Below are 23535 nucleotides of genomic sequence, written 5' to 3'. Positions count from 1 at the left end.
CTTTACTTCTTGGCAGGAGCCTTGGCGGCGGGCGCCTTGGCGGGAGCTGCGCCGCCGTCGGTCGGAGCACCGAGGGCCTTGGCGACGTTGGTGTCGAGTGCGCGCATCTTGGGTTCGATGGTGGCGCGGGTGTCGGTCACCAGCTTTTCCGTCAGAGCGGTCTGCATCTTCGGGTTCAGTTCCTGGTACTTCTTGCTCAGGGGCGAGTTGATCCAGGCCAGCAGCTGCTTGAGCTCGTCTTCGGTGAAGTTCTGCTCGAGGATGGGCGTGAGGGCGCCAGGGGCGATCTGCACGGCCTTGTCGCGCACGACCGGGTAGGCGTCGTCGAAGTACTTCTTCAGCTCGGCGTCAGCGGCCTTGGCGGCGGCCTCGCGCTTGGCTTCGGGCACTTGCGTCTGCAGGTACTGCGAACCGGCTTGCGCGATGGGGGCGCTCGACTGCTCGATCAGGCCGCGTGCCAGCGATTCGATGCCGGGGCGCTGGATCTCGATGAACTGCTTGATCAGCGTGGCCTTGTCCTGGGCCATGGCGGCCATGGACGAGCCGGCGAGGGCGGCGGTCAGGAGTGCGAGCTTGAGTTGTTTTTTCACTGAGGATTCTCCGTTGAAGATGTGGAAGTGTCGTCTGCGTCCGGCTCGCTTTCGCCGACCGCGTCGTTTTCGACGATGCGTTGAAGCCCGCTGAGTTTGGCGCCTTCGTCGAGCCCGATCAGCGTGACGCCTTGCGTCGCCCGACCCAGTTCGCGAATCTCGGCCACACGGGTGCGCACGAGCACACCCTTGTCGGTGATGAGCATGATCTCATCGTCCGCATGAACGAGCGTGGCGGCAACGACCTTGCCGTTGCGCTCACTCTGTTGAATCGCGATCATGCCTTTGGTTCCGCGGCCATGACGGGTGTATTCGGTAATGCTTGTGCGTTTTCCGTAACCATTTTCGGTGGCGGTGAGCACGCTTTGCTGCTCGTCCTCGGCCACCAGCATGGCGATCACGCCCTGGCCCGGCTCCAGCGACATGCCGCGCACGCCGCGGGCGTTGCGGCCCAGCGGGCGGACGTCTTCTTCGTCGAAGCGCACGGCCTTGCCGTTGTCGCTGAACAGCATCACGTCATGCTTGCCGTCGGTGAGTGCCGCGCCGATGAGGTAGTCGCCTTCATCGAGGTTCACGGCAATGATGCCGCCCTTGCGCGGGTTGCTGAATTCGTCGAGCGCCGTCTTCTTGACCGTGCCCATCGAGGTCGACATGAACACGTACTGGTCGGCCGGGAAGGTGCGCTTCTCGCCAGTGAGGGCGAGCGCGACGTTGATCTTCTCGCCTTCCTGCAGCGGGAACATGTTGACGATGGGACGCCCGCGCGAGCCGCGCGAGCCTGCCGGCACTTCCCACACCTTGAGCCAGTACAGCCGGCCGCGGTTCGAGAAGCACAGGATGTAGTCGTGCGTGTTGGCGATGAAGAGCTGGTCGATCCAGTCGTCTTCCTTCGTGGCCGTGGCCTGCTTGCCGCGGCCACCGCGCTTTTGCGCACGGTACTCGCCCAGCGGCTGGCTCTTGATGTAGCCGCTGTGGGAGAGCGTGACGACCATGTCGGTCGGCGTGATCAGGTCTTCGGTCGAGAGGTCGTAGGCGCTGTGCTCGACCAGGCTGCGGCGGGCGCCGACCTTCGACTGGCCGAACTCCTGCTTGATCTCGCCGAGTTCGTCGCCAATGATGATCGAGACGCGCTCGGGCTTGGCCAGGATGTCGAGCAGGTCGTCGATCTCGGCCATGACGTCCTTGTACTCGGCGACGATCTTGTCCTGCTCGAGACCGGTCAGGCGCTGCAGACGCATCTGCAGGATTTCCTGCGCCTGCGTTTCAGACAGGCGGTACAGGCCGTCGCCGCCCATGCCGTATTCGCGCTCAAGGCCTTCAGGGCGGTAGTCATCGGCGTTGATCACGCCGCCGTCGGCGCGCGAACGCGTGAGCATCTCGCGCACCAGCTTGCTGTCCCAGCTGCGGGTCATGAGCTCGGCCTTGGCGACCGGCGGCGTGGGCGATTCGCGGATGATGCGAATGAACTCGTCGATGTTGGCGAGCGCCACCGCCAGGCCTTCGAGCACGTGGCCGCGTTCGCGGGCCTTGCGCAGCGTGAAGACCGTGCGGCGCGTGACCACTTCGCGGCGGTGCTGCAGGAAGACCTCGATCAGGTCCTTCAGGTTGCACAGCTTGGGCTGGCCATCGACCAGCGCCACCATGTTGATGCCGAAGGTGTCCTGCAGCTGCGTCTGCTTGTAGAGGTTGTTGAGCACGACCTCGGGCACTTCGCCGCGCTTGAGTTCGATCACCAGGCGCATGCCCGACTTGTCGGACTCGTCCTGGATGTGGCTGATGCCTTCGATTTTTTTCTCGTGCACCAGCTCGGCCATGCGCTCCTGCAGCGTCTTCTTGTTGACCTGGTAGGGGAGCTCGTCAACGATGATCGCCTGGCGCTGGCCGCGGTCGATGTCCTCGAAGTGGCACTTGGCGCGCATCACGACCTTGCCGCGGCCGGTGCGATAGCCGTCCTTCACGCCGTTGATGCCGTAGATGATGCCGGCGGTGGGGAAGTCCGGCGCCGGCACGATTTCCATCAGTTCGTCGATGGTGGCCTGCGGATTGCGCAGCAGATACAGGCACGCATCCACCACTTCATTCAGGTTGTGCGGCGGGATATTCGTGGCCATGCCGACCGCAATACCGCCGGAGCCATTGACCAGCAAATTCGGCAGCTGGCTGGGCAAAACTTTCGGTTCTTTTTCGGAGCCGTCGTAATTGTCCTGAAAGTCGACGGTTTCCTTGTCGATATCCGCCAGCATTTCGTGCGCAATTTTGGCCAGCCGGATTTCCGTATAACGCATTGCGGCCGCGTTGTCGCCGTCGACCGACCCGAAGTTGCCCTGGCCGTCGACCAGCATGTGGCGCATCGAGAAGTCCTGGGCCAGGCGGACGATGGTGTCGTAAACCGACTGGTCGCCGTGCGGGTGGTACTTACCGATCACGTCGCCGACGATACGGGCCGACTTCTTGTACGGCCGGTTCCAGTCGTTGTTGAGCTCGTGCATCGCGTACAGCACCCGGCGGTGCACCGGCTTGAGGCCGTCGCGGGCGTCGGGAAGCGCCCGGCCGACGATCACGCTCATGGCGTAATCGAGGTAGCTGCTGCGCATTTCCTCTTCGAGACTGATGGGCAGGGTTTCTTTGGCGAAGGAGGTCATGAGCTAGAGGCTGGCGGCAGGAAGGCGAAATTTTACGCTGTGAGGGGTGTCGCACCGCCGCAACACAAGGGCTCTATTCCGCCTCCGTCCTACGCTTCGGGGGCGTCCAGCGGCCTGTTTGCCAAAGACCCTATGGCACAATCGTCTCAACGTTTTGGGTGGTGGTCACTTAAAGCGTCCTTGATTCGCAGCGCGGCTGCGGCTTTTTCCCCAAGAGGAGAACCATGAAGAAACTGAATAAAGTGGCGATGATGTTTGCAGTCGCTGCGCTCGCCACTGCCGCCGGCGCGCAGACCCGTGTCACCGCTGCGAACGGCGGTCCTACGATCGACAACTGGCAAAACGGCACCGGCGAACTCGTCTGGAAGAATGGCACGAACGAACTGTGCTGGCGCGATGCCAACTGGACGCCCGCAACGGCTGCCGCCGGTTGCGACGGTGCTCTGGTTCCGGCTGGCCCGGCTGCTGTGGCTCCCACGCCTGGCGCTCCGGTTGCTCCGCCTCCCGCACAAGTCGCTGCTTCGAAGGTCACCTTCGCTGCTGACGCCTTCTTCGACTTCGACAAGTCGGTTCTGAAGCCCGAAGGTCGCGCCAAGCTGACCGACCTGGTCGAGAAGATCCGTGGCGTGAACCTCGAAGTCATCATCGCTGTGGGTCACACCGACTCCATCGGTACCGACGCATACAACCAGCGTCTGTCGGTGCGTCGCGCCGAAGCCGTCAAGGCCTTCCTGGTCTCGAAGGGCATCGAACGCAACCGCGTCTACACCGAAGGCAAGGGCGAGAAGCAGCCAGTGGCTGACAACCGCACCAAGGAAGGCCGCGCCAAGAACCGTCGCGTGGAAATCGAAGTGGTTGGCACCCGCGCCAACTGATCGATCGATTCCATCGACGAATGAAAACCCCGCCTCGGCGGGGTTTTTTTATGCCTGACGAAATTGCAGTCGGGCCTGACGCAAGCCCATTGCTTTCGAGTCGGGCTTTGCTCGCTTCATAATTGCCGTATGACAGAACACGTGAATGCAGACCCGGCCGAACTGGCCAAGTTTTCGGAGCTTGCGCATCGGTGGTGGGATTTGGAGAGCGAATTCCGCCCGTTGCACGAAATCAATCCATTGCGACTCGATTGGATTGACGGTATTGCGCCTATTTCGGGCCAACGTGTAGTCGATATCGGCTGTGGCGGCGGCATCCTGGCCGATTCGATGGCGCGTAAGGGTGCCGACGTGCTCGGCATCGACCTGGCGACCAAGGCGCTCAAGGTCGCCCAACTGCATGCGCTTGAAGCTGGGACGCGTGGCGTCAAGTACCGCGAAGTCAGTGCCGAAGCGCTGGCGGCCGAGCAGCCCGGCAGCTTCGATGTCGTCACCTGCATGGAAATGCTGGAGCACGTGCCCGATCCGGCGTCCGTGATCCAGGCCTGCGCCACCCTGGTGAAGCCGGGCGGCTGGGTGTTCTTCTCGACCATCAACCGCAACCTGAAGTCCTTCATGCTGGCGATCGTGGGTGCCGAGTACGTCCTGGGCATGCTGCCGCGCGGCACGCACGAGTACCCCAAGCTGATCCGTCCCAGCGAGCTGGCCGGCTACTGCCGCGCCGCCCGCCTGGACCTGCGCCACACACGGGGCATGGAACACAACCCGCTGACCCGGCGCTACTGGCTCAGCGCCGACACCAGCGTCAACTACCTCTTCGCGACCCAGAAGCCGGCGCTGCCGGAGGCGCAAGGATGATCGGGAACGCGACGACCCGGGCCATCCTGTTCGACCTCGACGGCACGCTGATCGACAGCGCGCCCGACCTCGGCGCCGCCGCCGACAAGATGCGCACCGACCGCGGCCTGGCCTCGTATCCGCTGGAGCGCTACCGCCCCTTGGCCGGCGCTGGCGCCCGGGGCATGCTCGGCGTGGCGTTCGACCTCACCCCCGACGCCCCCGAGTTCGATGCACTGCGCGAAGAGTTTTACGTCGCCTACGAGCGCCGCATGCTGCTCAACACCCTGGTGTTCGACGGCGTGGTGCCGCTGATCGAGGCGTTGCGCGAGCGCGGCCTGCGCTGGGGCGTGGTCACCAACAAGTCGGCCCGCTTCACCGATCCGCTGACTGCTGCAATGCCGCTCTTCGCGACTGCGGGCGCCATCGTGAGCGGCGACACCACGCCGTTCTCCAAGCCGCACCCCGAGCCGCTGCACGAAGCGGCACGCCGCCTGGGTGTGGCGTCCGAGGCCTGCATCTACGTGGGAGACGACGAGCGCGACATCATCGCGGGCCGCGCCGCAGGCATGCGCACGGTCGCCGCTACCTACGGTTACATGGGTTCGGAGGCCGATTCGACCCTGTGGCAGGCCGATGCTTCAATCTCTTCACCCCTTGAGCTCTTGAAGTTACTCAATAGCGCCTAAAATGGGTCGCTTGGGGCTGCACTGGTTTCGACGTGGGTTCGGAGTCGCAGCGGGGCATGTCGAGCTGAATGCGCTCGTAAAACAGATTCAAACAAACTAACTGCAAACGACGAACGTTTCGCACTCGCTGCTTAATTGCCAGTGAGCTTTGCAACAGCAGGCCGATGGGCTGGGCAAGGGGGTCTGGAGCAATCCTGACCTCCCGGCTGCAAAGATAATTACATGGGCTGGCTCCGATCCGGGTACCTTGGGTCGGGGCGAGAAAATAGGGTGCTGGCGTCCGGTTTAGCGTGTGACTGCGCGACTCCGGAAGCGAGACTTAAATCAGATCACTAAACATGTAGAACTGCGCGATGAAGGCTTGCGGACGGGGGTTCAAATCCCCCCAGCTCCACCACATACAACGTCCAAGGGCGTTCACTGAGATTCAGCGAACGCCCTTTTTCATTGGCGCGTGGGTCCTTGTCGTGCGAGGACGTCCGACGAGATTTGAGGGCAGCCAAGGCCAGATTGGGGAACAAGCCCGGGCGGACCGGCGAGTGCAGAGCATCTGAGCGCGCAGTAGATTCGAACGTTGCAGCGTAGATGAAATGAAGACTCCCCCGGGCGTCCTCCGGGCTACGATGGCAAACCTGTGAGCATTCCAGACAGGAGACATCGACATGAGTGAGCCCCGCGCAGCACGGCAGCCCGCTGATCCGCTGGTCCAAATGGCCGCGATCCTCGATGGGGTCGGCCAGGCGGTCATCGTGAAGGACGAGGACTCGCGGTTCGTGCATCTCAATCGGCGGGCCTGCGAGCTGCTCAACGTCTCGCTCGATCGAGCACGAGGCAAGACAGATCACGATTTCCTGCCCCGCGCGCAGGCCGATCGGATCAGGACGCTGGATCTCCAGATACTCGCGAGCGGCGAGAGCCGCAGTTTCGAGGAAGAGATCACCACGGAGGACGGATCGACCCGAACCCTGGTCACGTTCAAAAAAGCGGTCGATCTCTCGGATTCTGGCGGCAGGCTGCTCGTGGTCGTGATCTCCGACGTGACCGAACTGCGCACGGCGGAGCGGGTGCTGCGGGCCAGCGAAGCGCACTACCGCTCGTTCGTCGAATTGCACCCGCAGATCACCTGGACCGCCGATGCCACAGGCGCGGTCACCGAAGTCGGGCCGGGCTGGCCGGCGCTCACCGGCAATTCGGTCGAGAAGACGCTGGGCACGGGCTGGGAAAGCGCCTTGCACACCGACGATCTCGATCGCGTCAGAACGCAGTGGGTCGACTCGGTGACCCGCGGCGTTCCCTTCGATGCCGAATACAGGGTGCTGAGCGCCCTGGACGGACGGTACCGATGGTTCAGGGCTCGGGCGGCCCCCCGTCGCGACGAGAACGACGCCATCGTGCGCTGGTACGGGCTGCTCGAAGACGTTCATCAGCGTCGCATCGCCATCGAAGCGCTGCGCGAGAGCGAGTCTCTGTTCCGTCTCATCGCGGACAGCGTGCCCGTGATGATGTGGCTCACGGACCCAAACGGCGAGGCGACCTACCACAGCCGGCTTTGGCTCGAGGTGACGGGGCAGACGGAAACCGAGTCGCTGGGCGGAGGCTGGAGCCGGGCCATCCATCCCGAAGACCGCGCGTCGGTGCTGACGCTGTTTGAAACGGCGACCGCACAGCGGATGCCGGTTCAACTCGAATACAGGCTGCGACGGTCCGATGGCAGCTGGGCCTGGGTCATCGACACCGGGGCGCCCCGGCTCGCACCTGACGGCGGGCTCCTCGGCTATGCCGGCTCCATTCTCGACGTCACCGAGCGGCGCGCGGCTGAATCCGCACTGCGCGAGAGCGAAGCTTCGGTTCGGAGCATCTTTGACAGCAGCCCCGATTGCATCAGCATGCTGGACCTGTCGGGCAACACGCTGCTGATGAACAAGGCGGCGCGGCGGATGATCGGGCTCGATGTCTCGGAATTGGCAAGCCGCGAGGCGCTCGAGACGATTTTTCCCGAAGGCCGGCTTCGAAAACTGAGCGCCATGTTCGATGTGGTGCGCGCCGGCGGCACATCCAGACTGGAGGTCGATGCCGTCGATGCCCAGGGCGTGCACCGATGGCTCGACGTCATCGGTGCGCCGGTACTGGACGCATCGGGCGTGCCGATCCGGATGGTGAGCATCTGGCGTGACATCACCGAGGCCAAGGCTGCGCGCAACGATGCCGTGGTGGCGCAGCAGCGCGCCGAAAGCGCGGCGATCCGGCTCTCGGCGGTTCTCGAGAACACGATGGACTGCGTGCTGGTTGTCGACCCTGCATGGCGCATCACGTACATGAACGAGAACGCCCGCCGGTTCCTGAAGCTCGGCGAGGAGGCCGTGAACACAAGGCTGTGGGACCTCTATCCCGCCGAGGTCGAAAGCCTGTTCGGCGACTACTTCCGGCGGGCGATCGCGGACAGCAAGGCGGTGTCGTTCGAGGAATTCGTGCCCGTGACGCAGGTATGGCTCGAGGTTCATGCCTCGCCGACCGAAGGGGGCCTGTCGATCTTCTTTCGCGACACCACCGCTCGTCGCAAGGCGGAGAAAGAGCGCTTGCAGGCCCAGCGCCAGGTCTCTCACATGGCCCGCCACGACGTTCTCACCGGTCTGCCCAACCGCTTCGCATTCGGCGAGACGGTGCAGCGACACCTGAACGATGTTGGCGCCAACAAGACCTCGGTGGCCGTGCTGACACTGGACCTCGACGGTTTCAAGTCCGTCAACGACGCCTACGGCCATCCCGCGGGCGACACCTTGCTGCAGAAGGTCGCGCAGCGGCTGCGGCTTGGGCTCGCCGGCGACGAGTACGCGCTCGCGCGACTCGGTGCGGACGAATTCGCGATCGGCTGCTTCGGACTGCCGCATCCCGACGCGGCGATCGAGATCGCGCGGCGCCTGATGGCCGTCCTGCTCGAGCCCTTCGAGCTCGATGGACACCAGGTGAGCATCGGGGCCAGTGTCGGCGTCGCGCTGGCGCCGGACGACGGCGAAACCATCGATGAGATCCAGCGTGCCTCTGCCGTGGCACTGCATCGCGCCAAGGCCGCCGGGGGAAGGAGCCTCCAGAGGTACGCCAGGAGCATGGACGCCCACCTGCAGACGCGCCAGGCCTTGAAGCTTTCCATGCGCGAGGCACTCGCCCGCGGGGAGTTCGAGGTCCACTACCAGGCGCTCGTGAGTCTCGCCTCCAATCGCTGCACCGCCTTCGAGGCGCTGGTGCGCTGGCGCCACCCGGACCGCGGGATGATCTCGCCGGCTGACTTCATTCCCATCGCGGAGGAGACCGGGTTGATCGTGGAACTTGGCGAATGGGTCCTCGGCGCAGCCTGTCGGGAGGCCGCCACCTGGCCCGACGGGATCGGTGTGGCGGTGAACCTGTCGCCGGTCCAGTTCGGCGCGGACAACTTGGTCGAGGCCATCAGGAATGCGCTCGATGCTTCAGCGCTGTCCCCTTCGCGCCTGCAACTCGAGATCACCGAGTCCGTGCTGCTCGGCCACGACGACAAGAACCTGCGCACCCTGCGGCAGATCCGGCGACTGGGCGTGAAGATCGCAATGGACGATTTCGGAACCGGGTACTCGTCGCTGGGCTACCTGCGCAGCTTTCCGTTCGACAAGATCAAGGTGGACCGCAGCTTCATCGCCGATTTGCCCGACAGAAAGTCGCTCGCGATCATCCGGGCCGTGGCCGGCATCGGCGCGAGCCTGGGCATCGCGACCACTGTGGAGGGCGTCGAGACCGAGGCGCAGTTGCAGATCATCCGGGAGGAAGGGTTTGACGAGGCGCAGGGTTATCTCTTCGCACGGCCGGTGCCGGCTTCGCAAGTACACGAACTCATCGCCTCGCGCAGAAACCAAGGGGCCTCGCATCCGGTTGCCACCAAAAATTGACCCTGCATCCAGCGGGCCAAACATCGGCGGCATCCGGCACTTTCGACTCTCTTGCCGCTGCCGCTGCCGCTGCTCCATCAACCTCTTGGGCGGCGACGCTCGGCTCGGCCCTGAAGGCGAGGTCATCGCCATCGGCATCGCGCGTTGATGGAGAACGAACGGCTCGCCGCAAGCCGCAGGCTCAGAACTTGTAGCGGGCGGTCAGCTGCACGTTGCGCGGTGCCCCGTACATGCCCGAATACCACCAGCCCGACATCGACGCGATGTACTTGCGATCGAAGAGGTTCTGCACATTGAGCGTGACCGAGAGCTGGTCGTTGACGTCGTAGCGTGCCATCAGGCTGGCCACCGCATAGGCACGCTGGCGCGCCGTGACGCTGCGCTCGATCTGCCAAGCCTCGCCCGTGTAGTGGATGCCGCTGTTCCAGTCCACACCGCCGCCCAGCGTGAGCCGGCGCCAAGCGCCGGGCAGGCGGTAGGTCGTCCAGACGCGGGCCATCTGGCGCGGGAAGGTGGTGTTGACGCGCTTGCCGGTGGCGTCCTGCGAGTGGCTGTAGTTGTACGACGCGCTCAGGTTCCAGCCCGGGGCCAGCGTGCCGTTGAATTCCAGGTCGATGCCCTTCGTCCGGGCGCCCTGGATGGGGCGCGAGGCCGTGTTGGTGGTGCCCGGAATGAAGTGACCCGGGTCCGGCTCCGCGAGGTTGTCCTGGCGGATCTGGTAGACGGCGGCGCTGCCCGTCACGCGGCCATCGAGAAAGCTGCTCTTGATGCCGGCCTCGTAGGTGTTGCCTTCCTGTGGATCGAGCAGTACGCCGTTGCGGTCGATCGAGGTCTGCGGGTTGTAGATCGTGGCAAAGCTCGCGTACAGCGTGTGGTGGGCGCTCAGGTCGTACACCAGCCCGGCGTAGGGCGTGAACACGCGCCGCTCGGAGGACGGGGAGCGCTCGTTGTAGCCGGCCGTGGTGTGGGTGACGTAGTTGCTGTCGTAGTTCAGCAGCTTGCCCCCGACGATGAGCTTGAGCCCGTCGGCCAGTGCGAAGCGGCCGGCGCCGTACAGGCTGGTCTGGCGGCGCGTGCTGTCGAAGGTGACGAAGCGCTCGCCGAAGACGGGCACGCCGCTGTGGTTCCAGCGGTAGATGTTGACGGCTGCGCCATTGAGCCCCGATGTGTCGAAGCTGCCGTCGGTCAGGCTCTGGAAGTCGGTGTAGTCGGCACCGAACACCACCTCGTGCTGGCGGCCGAACAGGCTGAAGGGACCGCCCAGCTTCAGGTCCACGGTCTTGTTGCGCAGCCTGTAGTCGCGGCGCTCGCCGTTGAGCCGCAGCCCATCGCCCGTGGCCTTGTCGAAGAGGCCCGCACTGACCGCCAGGTAGACCGAGTCTTCGCGCTGCTGCGAGCGCAGGTAGTTGGCCGAGAGCTTGAGCTTCCAGTCGTTGGCGAACGATTGCTCCAGCGCCAGGAACCCGCTGGTGGAATTGGTGTTGAAGCGGTTGTGGCGGCTGGCGCCGCTGAACGACACCGGGAAATCGGTCTGCTCGCCGTCGCTGTTGAACAGCGGGTAGCCCAGGTACGACAGCGAGCCGCGCGAGCGGTTCTCCTGGTGGTCGATGCCCGCGGTGAGCTTGAGCGACGACGTCAGGTCGGCTTCCACCACGCCATAGGCCACGTCCTTCTTCTTCTTGTAGTGATCGATGAAGCTGCCTCCTTCCTGGTGAACAGCGACCAGTCGACCGCGCACCGTGCCGGACGCATTCAGCGGCGTCGACAGGTCGATCATTCCTCGCCGGTCGCCCCACGAACCGATGCTGGCCTCCGCCACGCCCTGGAACGCGGCCGTGGGTTTCTTGCGCACCATGTTGACGATGCCGGACGGATCGCCCGCGCCCGTGGTCAGGCCCGAGGCGCCGCGCAGCACCTCGATGCGGTCGTACAGCGCCATGTCGGCGATGCTCTGCGAAGGCAGCGCGTCGAGTCCCAAAAATTCGGTGTGGGTGCTGATGCCGTCCAGCTGGTAATTGCTGATCGCGTAGCCGCGCGCGCTGGCGCTGGAACGCTCGGTACCGAGCACGTTGGTGGACAGGCCCGGCGTGCGTGCCAGCACCTGGCTGATGCTGGTGAGGTGCTCGTCCTCCATGCGCTGCTGGGTCATGACGCTGACCGACTGCGGCGTCTCCTTCAGGCTCAGGCCGAGGCCGGTGGCCACGCCCGTCGGGCCGGAGGCGGTGTAGACGCCCGTGCCTTCCGTGATGCCCGGGCGCTCGGCCTGTGCCGTCACGCGCACCTCCGCCAGCGTCGTGCCTGACTCGGAAGCGCCTGCAGCCTGCGTCGCACCGCTGGCGGAAGGAACAACGGTCAGCGTGCCGCCCGGTGTCTGTGCCAGTGCCAGCCCGCTGCCCGACAGCGCCTGCTGCGCCGCCTGCGCCACGGTGAACCGGCCTTGCACCCCGTTGGCGCGCCGTCCGGCCACGAGGGCCGGCGCGGCGCTGATGGTGCGGCCGCTCAGACGCGCAATGCGCGCCAGCACGATGCCCAGTTCATCGGCCGCCAGGTTCCATTCCGACACGACATCGGCGGAAGCGGCCACGGGCGCGGCGGCTGGCGGGGTCTGTGCCCACGATGACGCACTGGCGCATGCGAGCAACGCCGCCAGGGCCAGCGTGGTCCTGCGGTCGGTCGGGCGGCTGCCGGCCGACGGGCGGGCAGGGGAAGGAAGGAGGGACAGTGGCACGTCGGACTTTCTCGGCGGTTCTGGTGGATCGAAGCGTTCAACCCCGTATGACCCGCGAGGGGGCGCAAACCCCTCAGCCGATGCGTGCCGATGTCTGATTCATGCGGCGCGCACGTCCACATGCACCACCCAGTCGCCCCAGCGGCGCACGCGCAGCGGCAGGGTGTCCACCAGGGCCTGCAGTGCGTCCATCGGCCGGTCCAGCGGATAGACGCCGTAGACGCCGACCCGCGCCGCCTCGGGGCTGACCCGCAGGATGGCGGGCGTGTAGGGGCGCAGGGCATCGATGACCTCGCCCAGGGGCTGGTCGTGCACTTCCAGCACGCCGGTGGACCAGGCGCTCGGATCGACGCGCGCCGTGGCAAGCGGCGCGATGCGGTCGGCCTCGATCCATGCGCTGGCGCCTTCGCGCAGATCGACGGCTGCGCTGTCGTGCCGCGCCCTCAGGCGCACGCTGTGTTCCAGCGCCGAGACCAGCGTGCGGCCCTCGTCCTGCTGCACCATGAAGCGCGTGCCCAATGCCTGCACGGTGCCCTGCGCGCTGTGCACGACGAAGGACCGGTGTGCGTCGGCCACCGCGTGGACGATCAGCGCGCCCGCGCGCAGCCGCACCCGGCGCTGCGTTCCGCTGAAATCCAGGTCGACCGCCGAGCGCGCATTGAGCAGCAGGTCGCTGCCGTCCGCCAGCGCGAAGCGCCGCCGCTCGGCCGTGCCGGTGCGCAGGTCGGAAGTCCATGCCGAGAGCGGCGCGCGCCGGTCGGCCCACAGCCCGCCGCCCGTGGCGGTCAGAAGCGCCGCCGCGGCGCCGCCCAGCAGGGCGCGCCGGCGTGCGCGACGATCGGGCGGCGCGCTCAACGCACGCACGCCGGGCGCCGCGTGCCCGGAGGCCTGCAACTGGCTGAGCGCGGGCGAAAGGCGCTGGTTCAGCCGCTGCTGCAGTGCCGTCCATGCGGCGCCGTGCGCAGGCGCCGCGCCGAGCCAGCGCTCGAAAGCCTGTCGGTCCCCGTCGTTGCTGTGGCCCGAGTCGAGCCGCACCAGCCAGTCGATCGCCTGTTCCGTGGCCGCATCCAGCGGCGCCCTTTCAGGCATCGGGCTGTACCGGGCAGGTGTACAGGTGCACGACGGCCTGCTTGATGTAGCGCTCGACCGTGGAAATCGAGACACCCATGCGTTGCGCGATCTCGCCATGTGCGAGGCCTTCGAGCCGGCGCAACAGGAAGGCCTCGCGCGCCTTGGAAGGCAGGCCATCGAGCCATCGGTCCAGCGTCTCGAGGGCCTCGCGCACCAGCGCGCAGGTTTCGGGGGAAGGTGCCAGCTCCTGCGGCTGGGTCGCGAGCGCCTCGACCCACGCGCGCTCCAGTTCACGTCGGCGCCAGAAGTTGTAGAGCACACGCTGCGCCAGCGTGGTGAGGTAGGCGCGCGGTTCCTGAAGCACCGGGGCCTGGCCGCCGACGATGACGCGCACGAAGGTGTCCTGCGTCAGGTCCGCGGCCATGTGGCCATCGTTCAGGCGGCGCCGCATCCAGCCCAGCAGCCAGTCGCGGTGCTCGCGATAGAGCGCATCGATCGGGGCGACCACAGCGGGGGAGGGCATGAAACCAGGAGGGAGAGAATGAGAATTACTCTCATTCTAGTCGGGCCAATTCGCACGCGCTGCCGGCACCCCTCGGTCCGGCTGGTTCGCAAGCGACAGCACCGGCGCCCATCAGGAGCGACGCACCGACCGATCAGCCCGGTCCTGCTTCAGCCACGCGCAACCGGTAGAGCCCGACGTCGACGAGCCCCGCGCGGAAGCCGGCCTCGCAGTAGGACAGGTAGTAGGTCCACAGGCGCTTGAACGCGGCGTCGAAACCGAGCGGCTCGATCTGCGGCCAGGCCGCGAGGAAGCGGCGGTGCCACTCCGCCAGGGTCCGCGCGTAGTCCTTGCCGAAGCAATGGGAAGCCTCGATCACCAACCCCGCGCGCTGCGCCTGTTCCCGCAGCACGCGCGGGCTGGGCAGCATGCCGCCGGGAAAGATGCAGTGCTGGATGAAATCGGCTCCCTGGCGGTAGCTGTCGAACTGCGCATCGGCGATCGTGATGGCCTGCAGCACCACGACGCCACCGGGCTTGACGCGCTCGCGCAAGGTGGCGAAGTAGGTGGGCCAGTAGGCCTCGCCGACGGCCTCGATCATCTCGATGGACACGATGCGGTCGAAGCGGCCCTGCACGTCGCGGTAGTCCTGCAGCCGCAGGTCGACCCGGTCGGCCACGCCCCAGTCTTGCGCGCGTTCGCGGGCGAAGGCCAGTTGTTCGCTCGACAGCGTGACGCCGGTGACGCGGGCTTCGTGCCGGCGGGCCAGGCTCGCGGCCAGCGTGCCCCAGCCGCAGCCGATCTCCAGCACGTCGGCGCCTTGCGGGGTGTCGAGCATGTCGGCGATGGCCGCGAGCCGGCGCGCCTGGGCGGCTTCCAGCGTGTCGTCGTCGGCGTCGCTGAACATCGCGCTCGAATACAGCATGCTGTCGTCCAGCCAGTGCCGGTAGAACGCGTTGCCCAGGTCGTAGTGGAACGCGATGTTGTGGCGGCTTCCGCGCCGGCTGTTGCTGCGGGTCAGGTGCCGCAGCCGCGCAGCCCAGCGCGTCAGCGTGCGCCCCTTGAGCAGCGATCCCCAGGCCGACTCGTTGGCCAGGCCGAACTCGAACAGGGCCAGCAGGTCGGGACTGTCCCACTGGCCATCGCGGAACGACAGCGCCAGCCCCAGATCACCTTGCAGCGCCAGGCGCAGCAGCGGGCGCCAGCTCAGCAGGCGCAGGCTCGCATGCGGCCCGGGTTCGCGGCCGGCCACCTCGATGCACCGGCCGCCCGGAAGGCTCAGGGTCAACCGGCCGAAACGCGTGCGGGCAAGCACCCGGCGCAGCGGCGAGAAGACCGGAGCGGCGTCGAGGGCGGGGGCGGAAGGCGTGGTCAGGCTCATGGGGTCTTGCTCGAGGAAACGATGGTGAGGTCGCGATCGGGGGCAGCAGCCGGTCGCGGATGCAGCGGCACGCGCTTGATCCACAGGCGCAGCGCCTGCCAGTGAATGGCCGCCACCACCTTGAGGGTCAGCAGCGGATGGGTGATGAACACGCGCAGCAGCGCCAGGTCGCTCAAGGGCGCACGCTGGCCGTCGAGCCGCGCGTTGAGCACGGCGCCGGCGGCGTCGTGCACGCTGATGCCGACCGACACCGCCTCGCCCGGCGGCGCGATGCGGAACCGGTAGTGCAGGTCCATGCCGTTGAAGGGAGAGACGTACATCTGCTTGTCGCAGTGCTGGTCGACAACGGGCGCACCATGGTCGTCAGCGACCGGGATCAGGTAACTGTGCCGCTGCCCGAAGGTGTTGTTGACCTCGTACAGCAGCGCCTGCAGCGCGCCGCCGGGTGCATGGCAGAACCAGACGCTCAGCGGGTTGAACACATGGCCGAGCAGCCGCGGCATGGCCAGCAGCCGGATCGCGCCACCGGTCGGCAGGCCGGCCTCGCGCAGCCGCGCCTCCACCTGGGCCCGCAGATCGCTCCCCGAGCCGTCGCCATGGTCGGCGGCATGGAAGCTGAACAGGTTGAACCGGTCCACCGAGAAGCAGCGCAAGCGGGCGTGCAGCTGCGGCAGCTCGTCGATGTCGATCAGCAGGTTGTAGACCCGGTAGCTCAGCCGGTGCCGTTTCGGCCGCAGCCGCTGGTGCATGACCCGTCCGACGTAGAGCGCCGAGCCTTCGTGCGCGTTCATGAGGCGACGGTCTGCGCGCGCTGCGGCAGGTGGATGCGCCCGGACTCCTGCGCCACGCGCCAGGGCCGGCGCACGCCGCCGAGCGCTTCGGCGACGGCCAGGCCGGCCTGCAATCCGTCTTCGTGGAAGCCGGCGCCGAAGTAGGCGCCGCAGAACCAGGTGCGGCGCTGGCCCTGCAGCTGCCACAGCTGGCGCTGCGCGGCCAGGGCCGCGGCATCGAACAGCGGGTGGTCGTAGACCTCGGTGCGGATCAGGTGCTCGGGCCGCGGGCTGGCCGCCGGGTTCAGGGTGAGGAACAGCGGCTCGGCCGCCGCGCCCTGCGGCAGGTGGGGCTGCAGCCGGTTCATCCAGTAGGTCACCGTGGGGGCCGCACCGCTGCCGCGCGTGCCGAGGTAGTTCCAGCTCGACCACACGGCGCGCCGCGCCGGCATCAGGGCGGGGTCGCGGTGCAGCACGGCCAGGTTGCGGCTGTAGGGAAGGGCGCCGAGCAGGGCCTGCTCGGCACCGCTGGGCGCGTCGAGCAGCGCCAGCGAGCGGTCCGCATGGGTGGCCAGCACCACCTGGTCGAAACGCTCGGGCCACCAGCCGGCGTTCGTGCGAAGCCGCACACCCGTCGGCTCGCGACGCAGTTCGAGCACGGCCCGGTCCAGCTGGATGCGGTCGGCGAAAGGCTGGCTGAGGCGCCGCACGTATTCGCGGCTGCCGCCCACCACGGTGCGCCAGGTCGGGCGGTCGCTGACCTGTAGAAGCCCGTGGTTCTCGCAGAAGCGCACAAAGGCGGCGACCGGATAGCGGCCCACCTGCGCTGCCGGCGTGGACCAGATGGCCGCAGCCATCGGGTAGAGGTGGTCGTCGCGAAACGCGCGGCCGTAGCCGTGGGCGTCCAGGTAGTCGTCGAGCGCCTGGTCGCCCGCCACCTGCGCATCGCGCGGTGCCTCGCGGTAGAACCGCAGCAGGTCGCGCAGCATGGCCCAGAAGCGGGGGCGCGCGAGGTTGCGCTTTTGTGCGAACAGGCCGCGCAGGTCGGTGCCCGCGTATTCGAGCCCCCCGGCGTCCAGGCTCACGGCGAACGACATGTCCGAGGCCGCGGTCGGCACTGCCAGGTGCTGGAACAACGCGGTGAGGTTCGGGTAGGCGGGCTCGTTGTAGACGATGAAGCCGGTGTCCACCGGCACCGTGCCGTCCCGGCCCGGCGCGTCCACGGTATGGCTGTGGCCGCCCGGCCGGGGCTCGCTCTCGAACACCGTGACCTCGTGGCGCCGGGACAGCAGCCAGGCGCAGGACAGGCCCGCGATGCCGGTGCCGACGACGGCGATGCGCTGGCCCGAGGGCACCGAAGCAGGCATCGGCAAGGCGGCAGGCGGGGCAAGCGGGGCGGGAGGAGGCAGCATGGGGAGCCTTTGGCGAGTCGTGCTGCCTGTACGCATGAAACGATCGTTTGGATTGCCCGCGTGTCGCTGCGATGATCCGAACGCCGCTCCTTTGCGTACAACAGGACATGGCCGCTGCCCCCGATCCGTCCAACCCCTCTGCGGGCACTCCGGTGCCCCGCAGTCGCCGAGCGTCCCTCTTGACCGTTGTCTCGCCCGATTCGCCGCCGCCAGCCCGCCCCGACGATCTCTGGGCCCAGGCGATGGTGGCCGTGGCGCAGCGGCAGGACCGGGACGCGTTCGCGCAGCTGTTCTCGCATTTCGCGCCGCGCATCAAGCACTACCTGATGCACAGCGGCAGCCCGGCCATCCAGGCCGAAGAGCTGGCCCAGGAAGCGCTGGTCACGGTCTGGCGCAAGGCTGCGCTGTTCGATCCGGCCCGGGCGGCCGCCACGACCTGGATCTTCGCCGTCGCGCGGAACCTGCGCGTGGATGCGCTGCGGCGGCGCCAGGGCGTGCAGTCGGCCGACGACGCGTTCGATTTCGACCTGCTGCAGTCGGAAGAACCGGCCGTCGAAGACCAGCTGCACGACGCGCGCCTGAGCGAACGCCTGCGCGGCGCCCTGCGCCTGCTCCCGCCCGAGCAGCAGCAGGTGCTGCACCTTTCCTATTTTGAAGACGCGCCGCATGCCCGCATCGCGGCCCAGCTGAGCATTCCGCTGGGCACGGTGAAGTCGCGCGTGCGCCTGGCGGTCGCCCAACTGCGCCGCCTGCTGGAACATTGACGATGGACATCCGACACCACCCCGACGACGACCTGCTGCTGGCCCGGTCCTCCGGCCACATGCCGGCTGGCATGCGACTGGTTCTGGCCAGCCACCTGGAACTGTGCCCGCTGTGCCGCGAGCGGGCGCGCGCCCTCGATGTCGTGGGCGGCCTCCTGCTCGACGACCTGGCCGAGGCCCCTCTGGCCGACGATGCGCTGGCGCGCACCTGGGCCCGGATCGAAGCGCATGAAGGCGCTGAACCCACCCCCGTGCGGGTCAGCGCGCCCCCGCCGCTGCCACCCGGTGCGCGCTGGCCGCGCGCGCTTGCGCACTGCAGTGCCACGCCCTGGCGCTGGATCGGCCCCGGCATGCGCTGGAGCCGTGTGACGGTGCCCGAGGCCCCGGAGGCCAACGTCTTTCTGCTGCGCATCGCGGCTGGCAAGTACCTGCCGCAGCACACGCACCAGGGGCAGGAGTTCACCCAGGTGCTGCATGGCCGCTTCCACGATGGCCGGGCCTTGTTCGGCGCCGGCGATTTCGATGCGGCCGATGCCGAGATCAACCACCAGCCGGTGGTCCAGGACGGCAGCGAATGCATCTGCCTGGCCTCGCTGGACGGCCGGCTGCGCTTCGACGGGGCTATTGCACGTTTCTTCGGCGCGCTGGTCGGGATGTGAGGCGCGCCGCGACCCACGCCGACACGCCGCTCACGGCCGTGCCCCAGGCCAGGTCGGCGGCCGTGACGGCCCAGGGCCAGTCGCGCAGCGTGGCCTGGTTCGTCAGGTCGTAGGTCGCGTAGGCCACGAGCCCGAACAGCGCGCCGCGACGCCACGCCGCGGCGGGCTCGCCGGCCTCCAGCGCCGGTGCGATCGCAAAGACGACGAGGCCGACCAGGTAGAGGGCATAGAACAGCACGGCCGCCGTCCAGTCCACCTGCGGCGCCATCAGCGCACCGAGTGCGGGCTGGTAGAGGCGGGGCCCCATGACCGACAGCCAGACGGCATCGAGCACCAGAAAACACACGAGCGCCCACAGGTAGGCAGCGAGCAGGGTGCGCGGGGATGGCTTCATGGGGTGCTCCGTGGAGAAGAGGTCAGTCGGTAGCTCAGCTGGTGATCGCCCTTGGTGTCGGCGTCGAGTCCGATCCAGCGTTTGCTGTCGGCGGCATACCAGATGCGGATGCGCTGTTGCGCCGTCTGCAGTCGCCAGCCGCGCGCACGCACGGGCTGGCCGCGGACCTCGAGGGTCGCATCGGGCAGCGGCTCGAAGCGCACCGGCTCGGCCTTGCCCGTCTGGGGGTCGATCAGGCGCTGCTGTTTCACCAGCCGGGGATTCCAGTAGGCGAAGCTCATCGGGCAGTCGCCGTCGAAGCGCTGCGCGACCTGCTGGCGGGTGCCGTCGTCGTCGGTTTCGGTGCGCAACTCGCGCAGGCAGTCACCGGCCCAGCGCTCCTCGGCCTGGTGCCGATAGCGGTACACAGGAATGCCGAGCACGCGCACGGTGAACAGGGCGCGGCTGTCGACGCTGCGCGCCGCCGCCGTGCCGCCCACCACAAAGCGATGGGTCCCGATCGGCTTGCCGTCGAGCGTGGCGGTGAAGTGCCATTCGCCCGCTTCCTCGTCGGCTTCCTGAGCCGCGGCCAGGCAGGTCGCCAGCCCCAGCATCAGCCCCACGGCGCGGCGCTTCATGGCCGGGCGCCGCGCCGCGGCGGCCAGGGAATGAAGGCGCTGGTGCGTGCCGCGTAGCTGCGGTAGGCAGGCCGGCGCTCGGCGATGTCGTGCTCCAGCAGCGCCACGCCCGACACCTTGAGCAGCAGGCCGGTCATGAGCAGCGGAGACACCAGGCACCACGCCACCGCCCTCCGCCCGCCGACAGCGCGGCCAGCCCCAGGCCCCACCAGACGCAGGCCTCGCCGAAGTAGTTGGGGTGGCGCGACCAGGCCCAGAGGCCGCGGTCCATCACCGCATCCTCGCGGCGCGGGCCGCGCAGGAAACGGGCGAGCTGGGCGTCGGCCACGGCCTCGACGACCACGCCGCCGCCGGCCAGCAGCAGGGCCAGCACGTCCAGCCAAGTCAGCGGCGACGGGTGCGCGAACGCGGCCAGCAGCGGCCAGCCGACGATCCATGCCAGCACCGCCTGGAGCCCGAACACGAGGTAAAGGCTCTTCAGGCCGAAGTGCGGTTCGTTGCGCGCACGCATGGCCTGGTAGCGGCGATCTTCGCCGTGGCCCCAGTTGCGACGCCCGATGTGCAGCGCCAGCCGGCAGGCCCACAGCAGCAGCAGACCGAGCATCCAGGCGCCGCGGGCATCGAGCACGCGCGCGTGGGCGCCTGCGTAGGCCAGCGCCGGCGCCGCGATCATCAGGGGCCAGATCCGGTCCGCCAGGCTGGCGTCGCGCACCCCGATGCTGAACACCCAGACCGGCAGCGCCACGGCGAGGGCAATCGCCAGGCCCAGGCAGGCGAGCGACAGCATCACCGTTTCTCGAAGAGGTAGTGGCCGACCCACCACTGGCTGCCCTCGGCGTAGCCGAACAGCTCTTCCACCGACATGAAGAAGAGCCGCCAGCGGGTCCACCACACCGGCGCGTCGCGCTCTCCGTAGACGGCGGCCAGCAGAGGCATCAGGGTGGCCCGCCGGGCGTCCATGCACGCCAGCCAGGCGGCCGAGGTCCGCGCGTAGTGGCGGCCGTCCCAGCGCCAGCGGTGCAGCAGGCGCAAGTCGTCCTGGCAGCGCAGCGCGAGATCGTCGCCGGGCATCATGCCGCCGGAGAAGAAGTGGCGGCTCATCCAGTCGCTGGCATCGCGCGCCTCGAACGGGTAGGGCGCTTCGCGGTGAACGAAGACGTGCATGAAGAACCGCCCCTGTGGTTGCAACCAGCGGGCCACGTGCGAAAAGGCGCGCGGCCAGTTGCGCAGGTGCTCGAACATCTCCACCGACACCACGCGGTCGAAACGCTCGTCGGTCTCGAAGTCATTGAAGTCGCAGGTGATCACCTCGAGGTTGCCCAGGCCGCGTGCGGCGGCCTCGGCCGTGATGAACAGCCGCTGCGAGTGCGAGTTGGAGACCGCCGTGATGTGGGCGCCCGGAAAGTGCTCGGCCATCCACAGGCTCAGCGAACCCCAGCCGCAGCCCAGCTCCAGGATGCGCTGCCCATCCGCCAGGCCGGCACGCGCGCAGGTTTCGGCCAGGGCTGCCGCCTCCGCCTGCTCGAGCGTCTGCACCCCTTCAGGCCACCAGCAGCAGCTGTACTTGCGGTGCGGCCCCAGCACGCCTGCGAAGAACTCGGCGGGCAATTCGTAGTGCTGCTCGTTGGCTTTCTCGGGCAGCAGGGCCAAGGGCGCCTCCCGCAATCCATCGAAAAATGCCTCCGAACGCCGGGCCACGGCTTCCGGGTCGCCGCTGTCCAGTTCGACCAGGCGCTGGCGCAGCAGCCGCCGCACGCCCAGCCGAACGGCGCCGTCGGGCACCAGGCCCTGTTCAACCCAATGGATGGCAGTCGAGGTGCTGGAGGCTTGGGGCATGGCGGTGGGTGCAGGAAGAGAGAGTCTTCTCTTCCTACGCCAGGGCGGCCGCAATGGATCACTGGGGGCGGCTCAAGTGCGCGGAAATCGGGGCGATGGGCGATCGGCCTGTTTGCGCCGCACAGCCGACCGGGCAAAAGCGACGAATCCGCCCGGAGATGTGTCAAAGTCGCGCCAGCGCTCCAGATGCCGCTGCCCCGGAAGGACACCGTGTTTCGCCGACCCTCCATCACTTTTCGAACGACAGCCTTCGTGACCGTCGTTTGCCTGGCCCTCGTGGCGCTCGACTGCTGGAACAGCTGGAATTCGCGCGCGGAGCAGCTTCAGCAGATGAGCGTCGCGGCGTCGAACCTGGCGCGTGCCATGGCGCAGCAGGCAGATGACACGATCAAGCAGGCAGACACTGCGCTGGTCGGCATCGTCGAGCGCATCGAACACGACGGCACGCAGCCGGCCGCCGTCGCGCGGCTTCGCACGGTGCTCGCCATGCAGGTGGCCGAACTCCCGCAACTGGACGGAATTCACGTCTACGACAAGGACGGAAACTGGGTCGCGAACTCCCGGCAGATCCCGCCGCAGAACCTGAACAACGCGACCCGGGAGTATTTCGTCTTCCATCGCGAGCACGAGGACCGCGGACCGCACATCGGGATTCCGGTGAAGAGCCGGACCAACGGCAAACTGCTCGTTCCCGTGTCCCGGCGCATCAACCACGCGGACGGCAGCTTCGCCGGCGTGGCGCTCGCGACGATCGAGGTCGCGTTCTTCCTGAAGTTCTATGAAAGCCTCGACATCGGGCAGGCCGGCGCCGTTGCGCTGATCCTCGAAAACGGAACGATGATGACTCGCCGGCCGTACAGCACCGACATGGTCGGACGAAGCATGCTGGGAACGGGGCTCTTCCAGGCCTATACAACCCAGGGCCCGGCAGGAACGGCCGAGATCAAATCGGCGCAGGACGGCGTCACGCGATTGAACAGCTTCCGGCGTCTTGCCAACTATCCGCTGTTCGTTGCCGCGGCCCTCTCCAAGGACGAGATCCTGGCTGCCTGGTGGCGCGAAACGCTCTGGCATACGGGCGGCGTCACGCTGCTGACGTTGATCGTCGGCTTCGTGGGATGGCGGCTGGTCAGGCAGATGGAACTGCGAAGCAAGTCCGAGGCCGAACTGCTGCGGGCGCGCGACGCGCTGGAGACGCTCAACAAGACCTTGAACACCCTCGCCATGGAGGACGGTCTCACGGGGTTGGCAAATCGCCGGCAGTTCGACGTGGCGCTCGACAGCGAATTCAGCCGAGCCATGCGCAACGCGAGCACCCTGGCGCTCATCCTGATCGATGTCGATTGCTTCAAGCAGTACAACGACATCTACGGCCATACGGCCGGGGATGAGTGCCTGCAGACGATCGGGCGCACGATCGCAAGCGTTGCATCGCGCCGTCCGGGAGATCTTGCCGCCCGCTACGGCGGGGAGGAGCTGGCCGTGCTCTTGCCCAATACCGATGTGGCCGATGCCGCCGTCCTGGCGGAGCGAATCCGCACCGCGGTTCGCGACCTGGAAATCGTGCACGCCGGAACCCCCGACGGCTTCGTCACGCTGAGCGCCGGTGTGGATGCGTTCAGCCCCGCACTGACCTCGGGACCCCCGAAGGAATTGGTCCAGGCCGCCGACAAGGCCTTGTACGCGGCCAAGATGGGAGGGCGCAATCGCGTGTGCACGGCGATGCGGCCGGCGGCTGCGTAAACAGGCCCCCGAATCCACTCGACGATGGCCCCCGACTGCCGACTGCCGATGGCAAGGAGGAGTTCTTTGGTGGTAGCAAGAACCAGGGAATCCCGTTCGTGCAGGCCGTCC

At 67.5% G+C, this 23535-nt stretch carries 18 protein-coding genes, 1 other RNA gene and 1 pseudogene; 8 read left to right on the top strand and 12 right to left on the bottom strand.

All coding sequences use genetic code 11. The features are described 5' to 3' along the window. Positions 1 to 2: 2 nt before the first annotated feature. The gene (locus tag GFK26_RS30930; RefSeq protein WP_228121817.1) at positions 3 to 590 is read right to left on the bottom strand and encodes a DUF2059 domain-containing protein; all 588 of its coding nucleotides are present in this window, start codon (positions 588 to 590) and stop codon (positions 3 to 5) included. Continuing rightward, positions 587 to 3232 carry a DNA gyrase subunit A gene (gene gyrA, locus GFK26_RS30925; RefSeq protein ID WP_153285326.1) on the bottom strand — a complete coding sequence of 882 codons (2646 nt, stop codon included), beginning with the start codon at positions 3230 to 3232 and terminating at the stop codon, positions 587 to 589. Before gyrA ends, GFK26_RS30930 begins: the two co-directional genes overlap by 4 nt. Positions 3233 to 3456: 224 nt before the next feature. Between gyrA and ompA the strand changes: the two genes are divergently transcribed. From ompA to GFK26_RS30900, 5 genes are all read left to right on the top strand, one after another. After that, positions 3457 to 4107 carry an outer membrane protein OmpA gene (gene ompA / locus GFK26_RS30920; RefSeq protein WP_101492498.1) on the top strand — a complete coding sequence of 217 codons (651 nt, stop codon included), beginning with the start codon at positions 3457 to 3459 and terminating at the stop codon, positions 4105 to 4107. A 129-nt stretch (positions 4108 to 4236) separates the two neighbouring features. Beyond that, positions 4237 to 4965 carry a bifunctional 2-polyprenyl-6-hydroxyphenol methylase/3-demethylubiquinol 3-O-methyltransferase UbiG gene (gene ubiG / locus GFK26_RS30915; RefSeq protein WP_153285325.1) on the top strand — a complete coding sequence of 243 codons (729 nt, stop codon included), beginning with the start codon at positions 4237 to 4239 and terminating at the stop codon, positions 4963 to 4965. Beyond that, positions 4962 to 5633, top strand: a complete 672-nt coding sequence (locus GFK26_RS30910) for an HAD-IA family hydrolase (protein WP_153285324.1) — start codon at positions 4962 to 4964, stop codon at positions 5631 to 5633. The genes ubiG and GFK26_RS30910 overlap by 4 nt, the downstream gene beginning before the upstream one ends. Positions 5634 to 5645: 12 nt before the next feature. Further along, positions 5646 to 6030, top strand: a transfer-messenger RNA (tmRNA) gene (ssrA, locus tag GFK26_RS30905). Positions 6031 to 6295: 265 nt separating this feature from the next. Continuing rightward, complete coding sequence (locus tag GFK26_RS30900) at positions 6296 to 9547, top strand: EAL and GGDEF domain-containing protein (RefSeq protein WP_153285323.1); 3252 nt, start codon at positions 6296 to 6298, stop codon at positions 9545 to 9547. Between the two features lie 181 nt (positions 9548 to 9728). On the opposite strand, the gene GFK26_RS30895 is transcribed toward GFK26_RS30900, so the two are convergent. The 6 genes from GFK26_RS30895 to GFK26_RS30870 form a co-directional block, all read right to left on the bottom strand. After that, positions 9729 to 12275, bottom strand: coding sequence for a TonB-dependent siderophore receptor (locus tag GFK26_RS30895; RefSeq protein ID WP_228121816.1), 2547 nt, complete (start codon positions 12273 to 12275; stop codon positions 9729 to 9731). 99 nt (positions 12276 to 12374) lie between these two features. Next, a complete protein-coding gene (locus GFK26_RS30890) occupies positions 12375 to 13364 on the bottom strand; it encodes a FecR family protein (protein WP_194273984.1) in 990 nt (329 codons plus the stop codon). Then, on the bottom strand, positions 13357 to 13869 hold the full coding sequence (locus tag GFK26_RS30885; RefSeq protein WP_153285321.1) for a sigma-70 family RNA polymerase sigma factor: 513 nt from the start codon (positions 13867 to 13869) through the stop codon (positions 13357 to 13359). Before GFK26_RS30885 ends, GFK26_RS30890 begins: the two co-directional genes overlap by 8 nt. A 133-nt stretch (positions 13870 to 14002) precedes the next feature. Beyond that, positions 14003 to 15229: an SAM-dependent methyltransferase gene (locus tag GFK26_RS30880; RefSeq protein ID WP_153285320.1), complete on the bottom strand. Its 1227-nt coding sequence runs from the start codon at positions 15227 to 15229 to the stop codon at positions 14003 to 14005. After that, positions 15226 to 16020 (bottom strand): DUF1365 domain-containing protein, encoded by a 795-nt coding sequence (locus GFK26_RS30875; RefSeq protein ID WP_153285319.1) that lies wholly within the window; start codon positions 16018 to 16020, stop codon positions 15226 to 15228. Before GFK26_RS30875 ends, GFK26_RS30880 begins: the two co-directional genes overlap by 4 nt. Continuing rightward, on the bottom strand, positions 16017 to 17411 hold the full coding sequence (locus tag GFK26_RS30870) for an NAD(P)/FAD-dependent oxidoreductase (RefSeq protein ID WP_416222525.1): 1395 nt from the start codon (positions 17409 to 17411) through the stop codon (positions 16017 to 16019). Before GFK26_RS30870 ends, GFK26_RS30875 begins: the two co-directional genes overlap by 4 nt. Before the next feature lie 179 nt (positions 17412 to 17590). Here GFK26_RS30870 and GFK26_RS30865 point away from each other — a divergent pair, with 179 nt between their 5' ends. Further along, positions 17591 to 18175, top strand: a complete 585-nt coding sequence (locus GFK26_RS30865; protein WP_153285318.1) for a sigma-70 family RNA polymerase sigma factor — start codon at positions 17591 to 17593, stop codon at positions 18173 to 18175. 2 nt (positions 18176 to 18177) lie between these two features. After that, positions 18178 to 18834 (top strand): ChrR family anti-sigma-E factor, encoded by a 657-nt coding sequence (locus GFK26_RS30860; protein WP_153285317.1) that lies wholly within the window; start codon positions 18178 to 18180, stop codon positions 18832 to 18834. Here GFK26_RS30860 and GFK26_RS30855 read toward each other — a convergent pair. The 4 genes and pseudogenes from GFK26_RS30855 to GFK26_RS30840 all read right to left on the bottom strand — a co-directional run bounded on the left by GFK26_RS30855 (position 18797) and on the right by GFK26_RS30840 (position 21681). Next, positions 18797 to 19228 (bottom strand): DUF2177 family protein, encoded by a 432-nt coding sequence (locus GFK26_RS30855; protein WP_153285316.1) that lies wholly within the window; start codon positions 19226 to 19228, stop codon positions 18797 to 18799. The genes GFK26_RS30860 and GFK26_RS30855 overlap by 38 nt on opposite strands. Beyond that, positions 19225 to 19845, bottom strand: a complete 621-nt coding sequence (locus GFK26_RS30850; RefSeq protein ID WP_194273983.1) for a DUF6134 family protein — start codon at positions 19843 to 19845, stop codon at positions 19225 to 19227. The genes GFK26_RS30855 and GFK26_RS30850 overlap by 4 nt, the downstream gene beginning before the upstream one ends. Continuing rightward, positions 19842 to 20518: pseudogene (locus GFK26_RS30845) on the bottom strand (DUF1295 domain-containing protein). Before GFK26_RS30845 ends, GFK26_RS30850 begins: the two are co-directional and overlap by 4 nt. Before the next feature lie 113 nt (positions 20519 to 20631). Beyond that, on the bottom strand, positions 20632 to 21681 hold the full coding sequence (locus tag GFK26_RS30840; RefSeq protein ID WP_153285315.1) for an SAM-dependent methyltransferase: 1050 nt from the start codon (positions 21679 to 21681) through the stop codon (positions 20632 to 20634). A 210-nt stretch (positions 21682 to 21891) separates the two neighbouring features. Between GFK26_RS30840 and GFK26_RS30835 the strand changes: the two genes are divergently transcribed. Then, complete coding sequence (locus GFK26_RS30835; protein WP_153285314.1) at positions 21892 to 23424, top strand: sensor domain-containing diguanylate cyclase; 1533 nt, start codon at positions 21892 to 21894, stop codon at positions 23422 to 23424. Positions 23425 to 23535: the final 111 nt, after the last annotated feature.

It is taken from the genome of Variovorax paradoxus, assembly GCF_009498455.1.
GTDB lineage: Bacteria > Pseudomonadota > Gammaproteobacteria > Burkholderiales > Burkholderiaceae_C > Variovorax > Variovorax paradoxus_H.
The sequence above is the reverse complement of the archived record's forward strand: the minus strand, read 5'-3'. Positions and strand labels throughout refer to the sequence as shown.

Excerpts from the sequence above, each read along its gene's own strand:
- ubiG (WP_153285325.1), top strand. The coding sequence starts at position 4,237 with ATGACAGAACACGTGAATGCAGACCCGGCCGAACTGGCCAAGTTTTCG.
- GFK26_RS30870 (WP_416222525.1), bottom strand. The coding sequence starts at position 17,411 with ATGCTGCCTCCTCCCGCCCCGCTTGCCCCGCCTGCCGCCTTGCCGATG.
- GFK26_RS30850 (WP_194273983.1), bottom strand. The coding sequence starts at position 19,845 with ATGAAGCGCCGCGCCGTGGGGCTGATGCTGGGGCTGGCGACCTGCCTG.
- GFK26_RS30890 (WP_194273984.1), bottom strand. The coding sequence starts at position 13,364 with ATGCCTGAAAGGGCGCCGCTGGATGCGGCCACGGAACAGGCGATCGAC.
- GFK26_RS30900 (WP_153285323.1), top strand. The coding sequence starts at position 6,296 with ATGAGTGAGCCCCGCGCAGCACGGCAGCCCGCTGATCCGCTGGTCCAA.
- gyrA (WP_153285326.1), bottom strand. The coding sequence starts at position 3,232 with ATGACCTCCTTCGCCAAAGAAACCCTGCCCATCAGTCTCGAAGAGGAA.
- GFK26_RS30855 (WP_153285316.1), bottom strand. The coding sequence starts at position 19,228 with ATGAAGCCATCCCCGCGCACCCTGCTCGCTGCCTACCTGTGGGCGCTC.
- GFK26_RS30910 (WP_153285324.1), top strand. The coding sequence starts at position 4,962 with ATGATCGGGAACGCGACGACCCGGGCCATCCTGTTCGACCTCGACGGC.
- ompA (WP_101492498.1), top strand. The coding sequence starts at position 3,457 with ATGAAGAAACTGAATAAAGTGGCGATGATGTTTGCAGTCGCTGCGCTC.
- GFK26_RS30860 (WP_153285317.1), top strand. The coding sequence starts at position 18,178 with ATGGACATCCGACACCACCCCGACGACGACCTGCTGCTGGCCCGGTCC.
- GFK26_RS30885 (WP_153285321.1), bottom strand. The coding sequence starts at position 13,869 with ATGCCCTCCCCCGCTGTGGTCGCCCCGATCGATGCGCTCTATCGCGAG.
- GFK26_RS30880 (WP_153285320.1), bottom strand. The coding sequence starts at position 15,229 with ATGAGCCTGACCACGCCTTCCGCCCCCGCCCTCGACGCCGCTCCGGTC.
- GFK26_RS30840 (WP_153285315.1), bottom strand. The coding sequence starts at position 21,681 with ATGCCCCAAGCCTCCAGCACCTCGACTGCCATCCATTGGGTTGAACAG.
- GFK26_RS30875 (WP_153285319.1), bottom strand. The coding sequence starts at position 16,020 with ATGAACGCGCACGAAGGCTCGGCGCTCTACGTCGGACGGGTCATGCAC.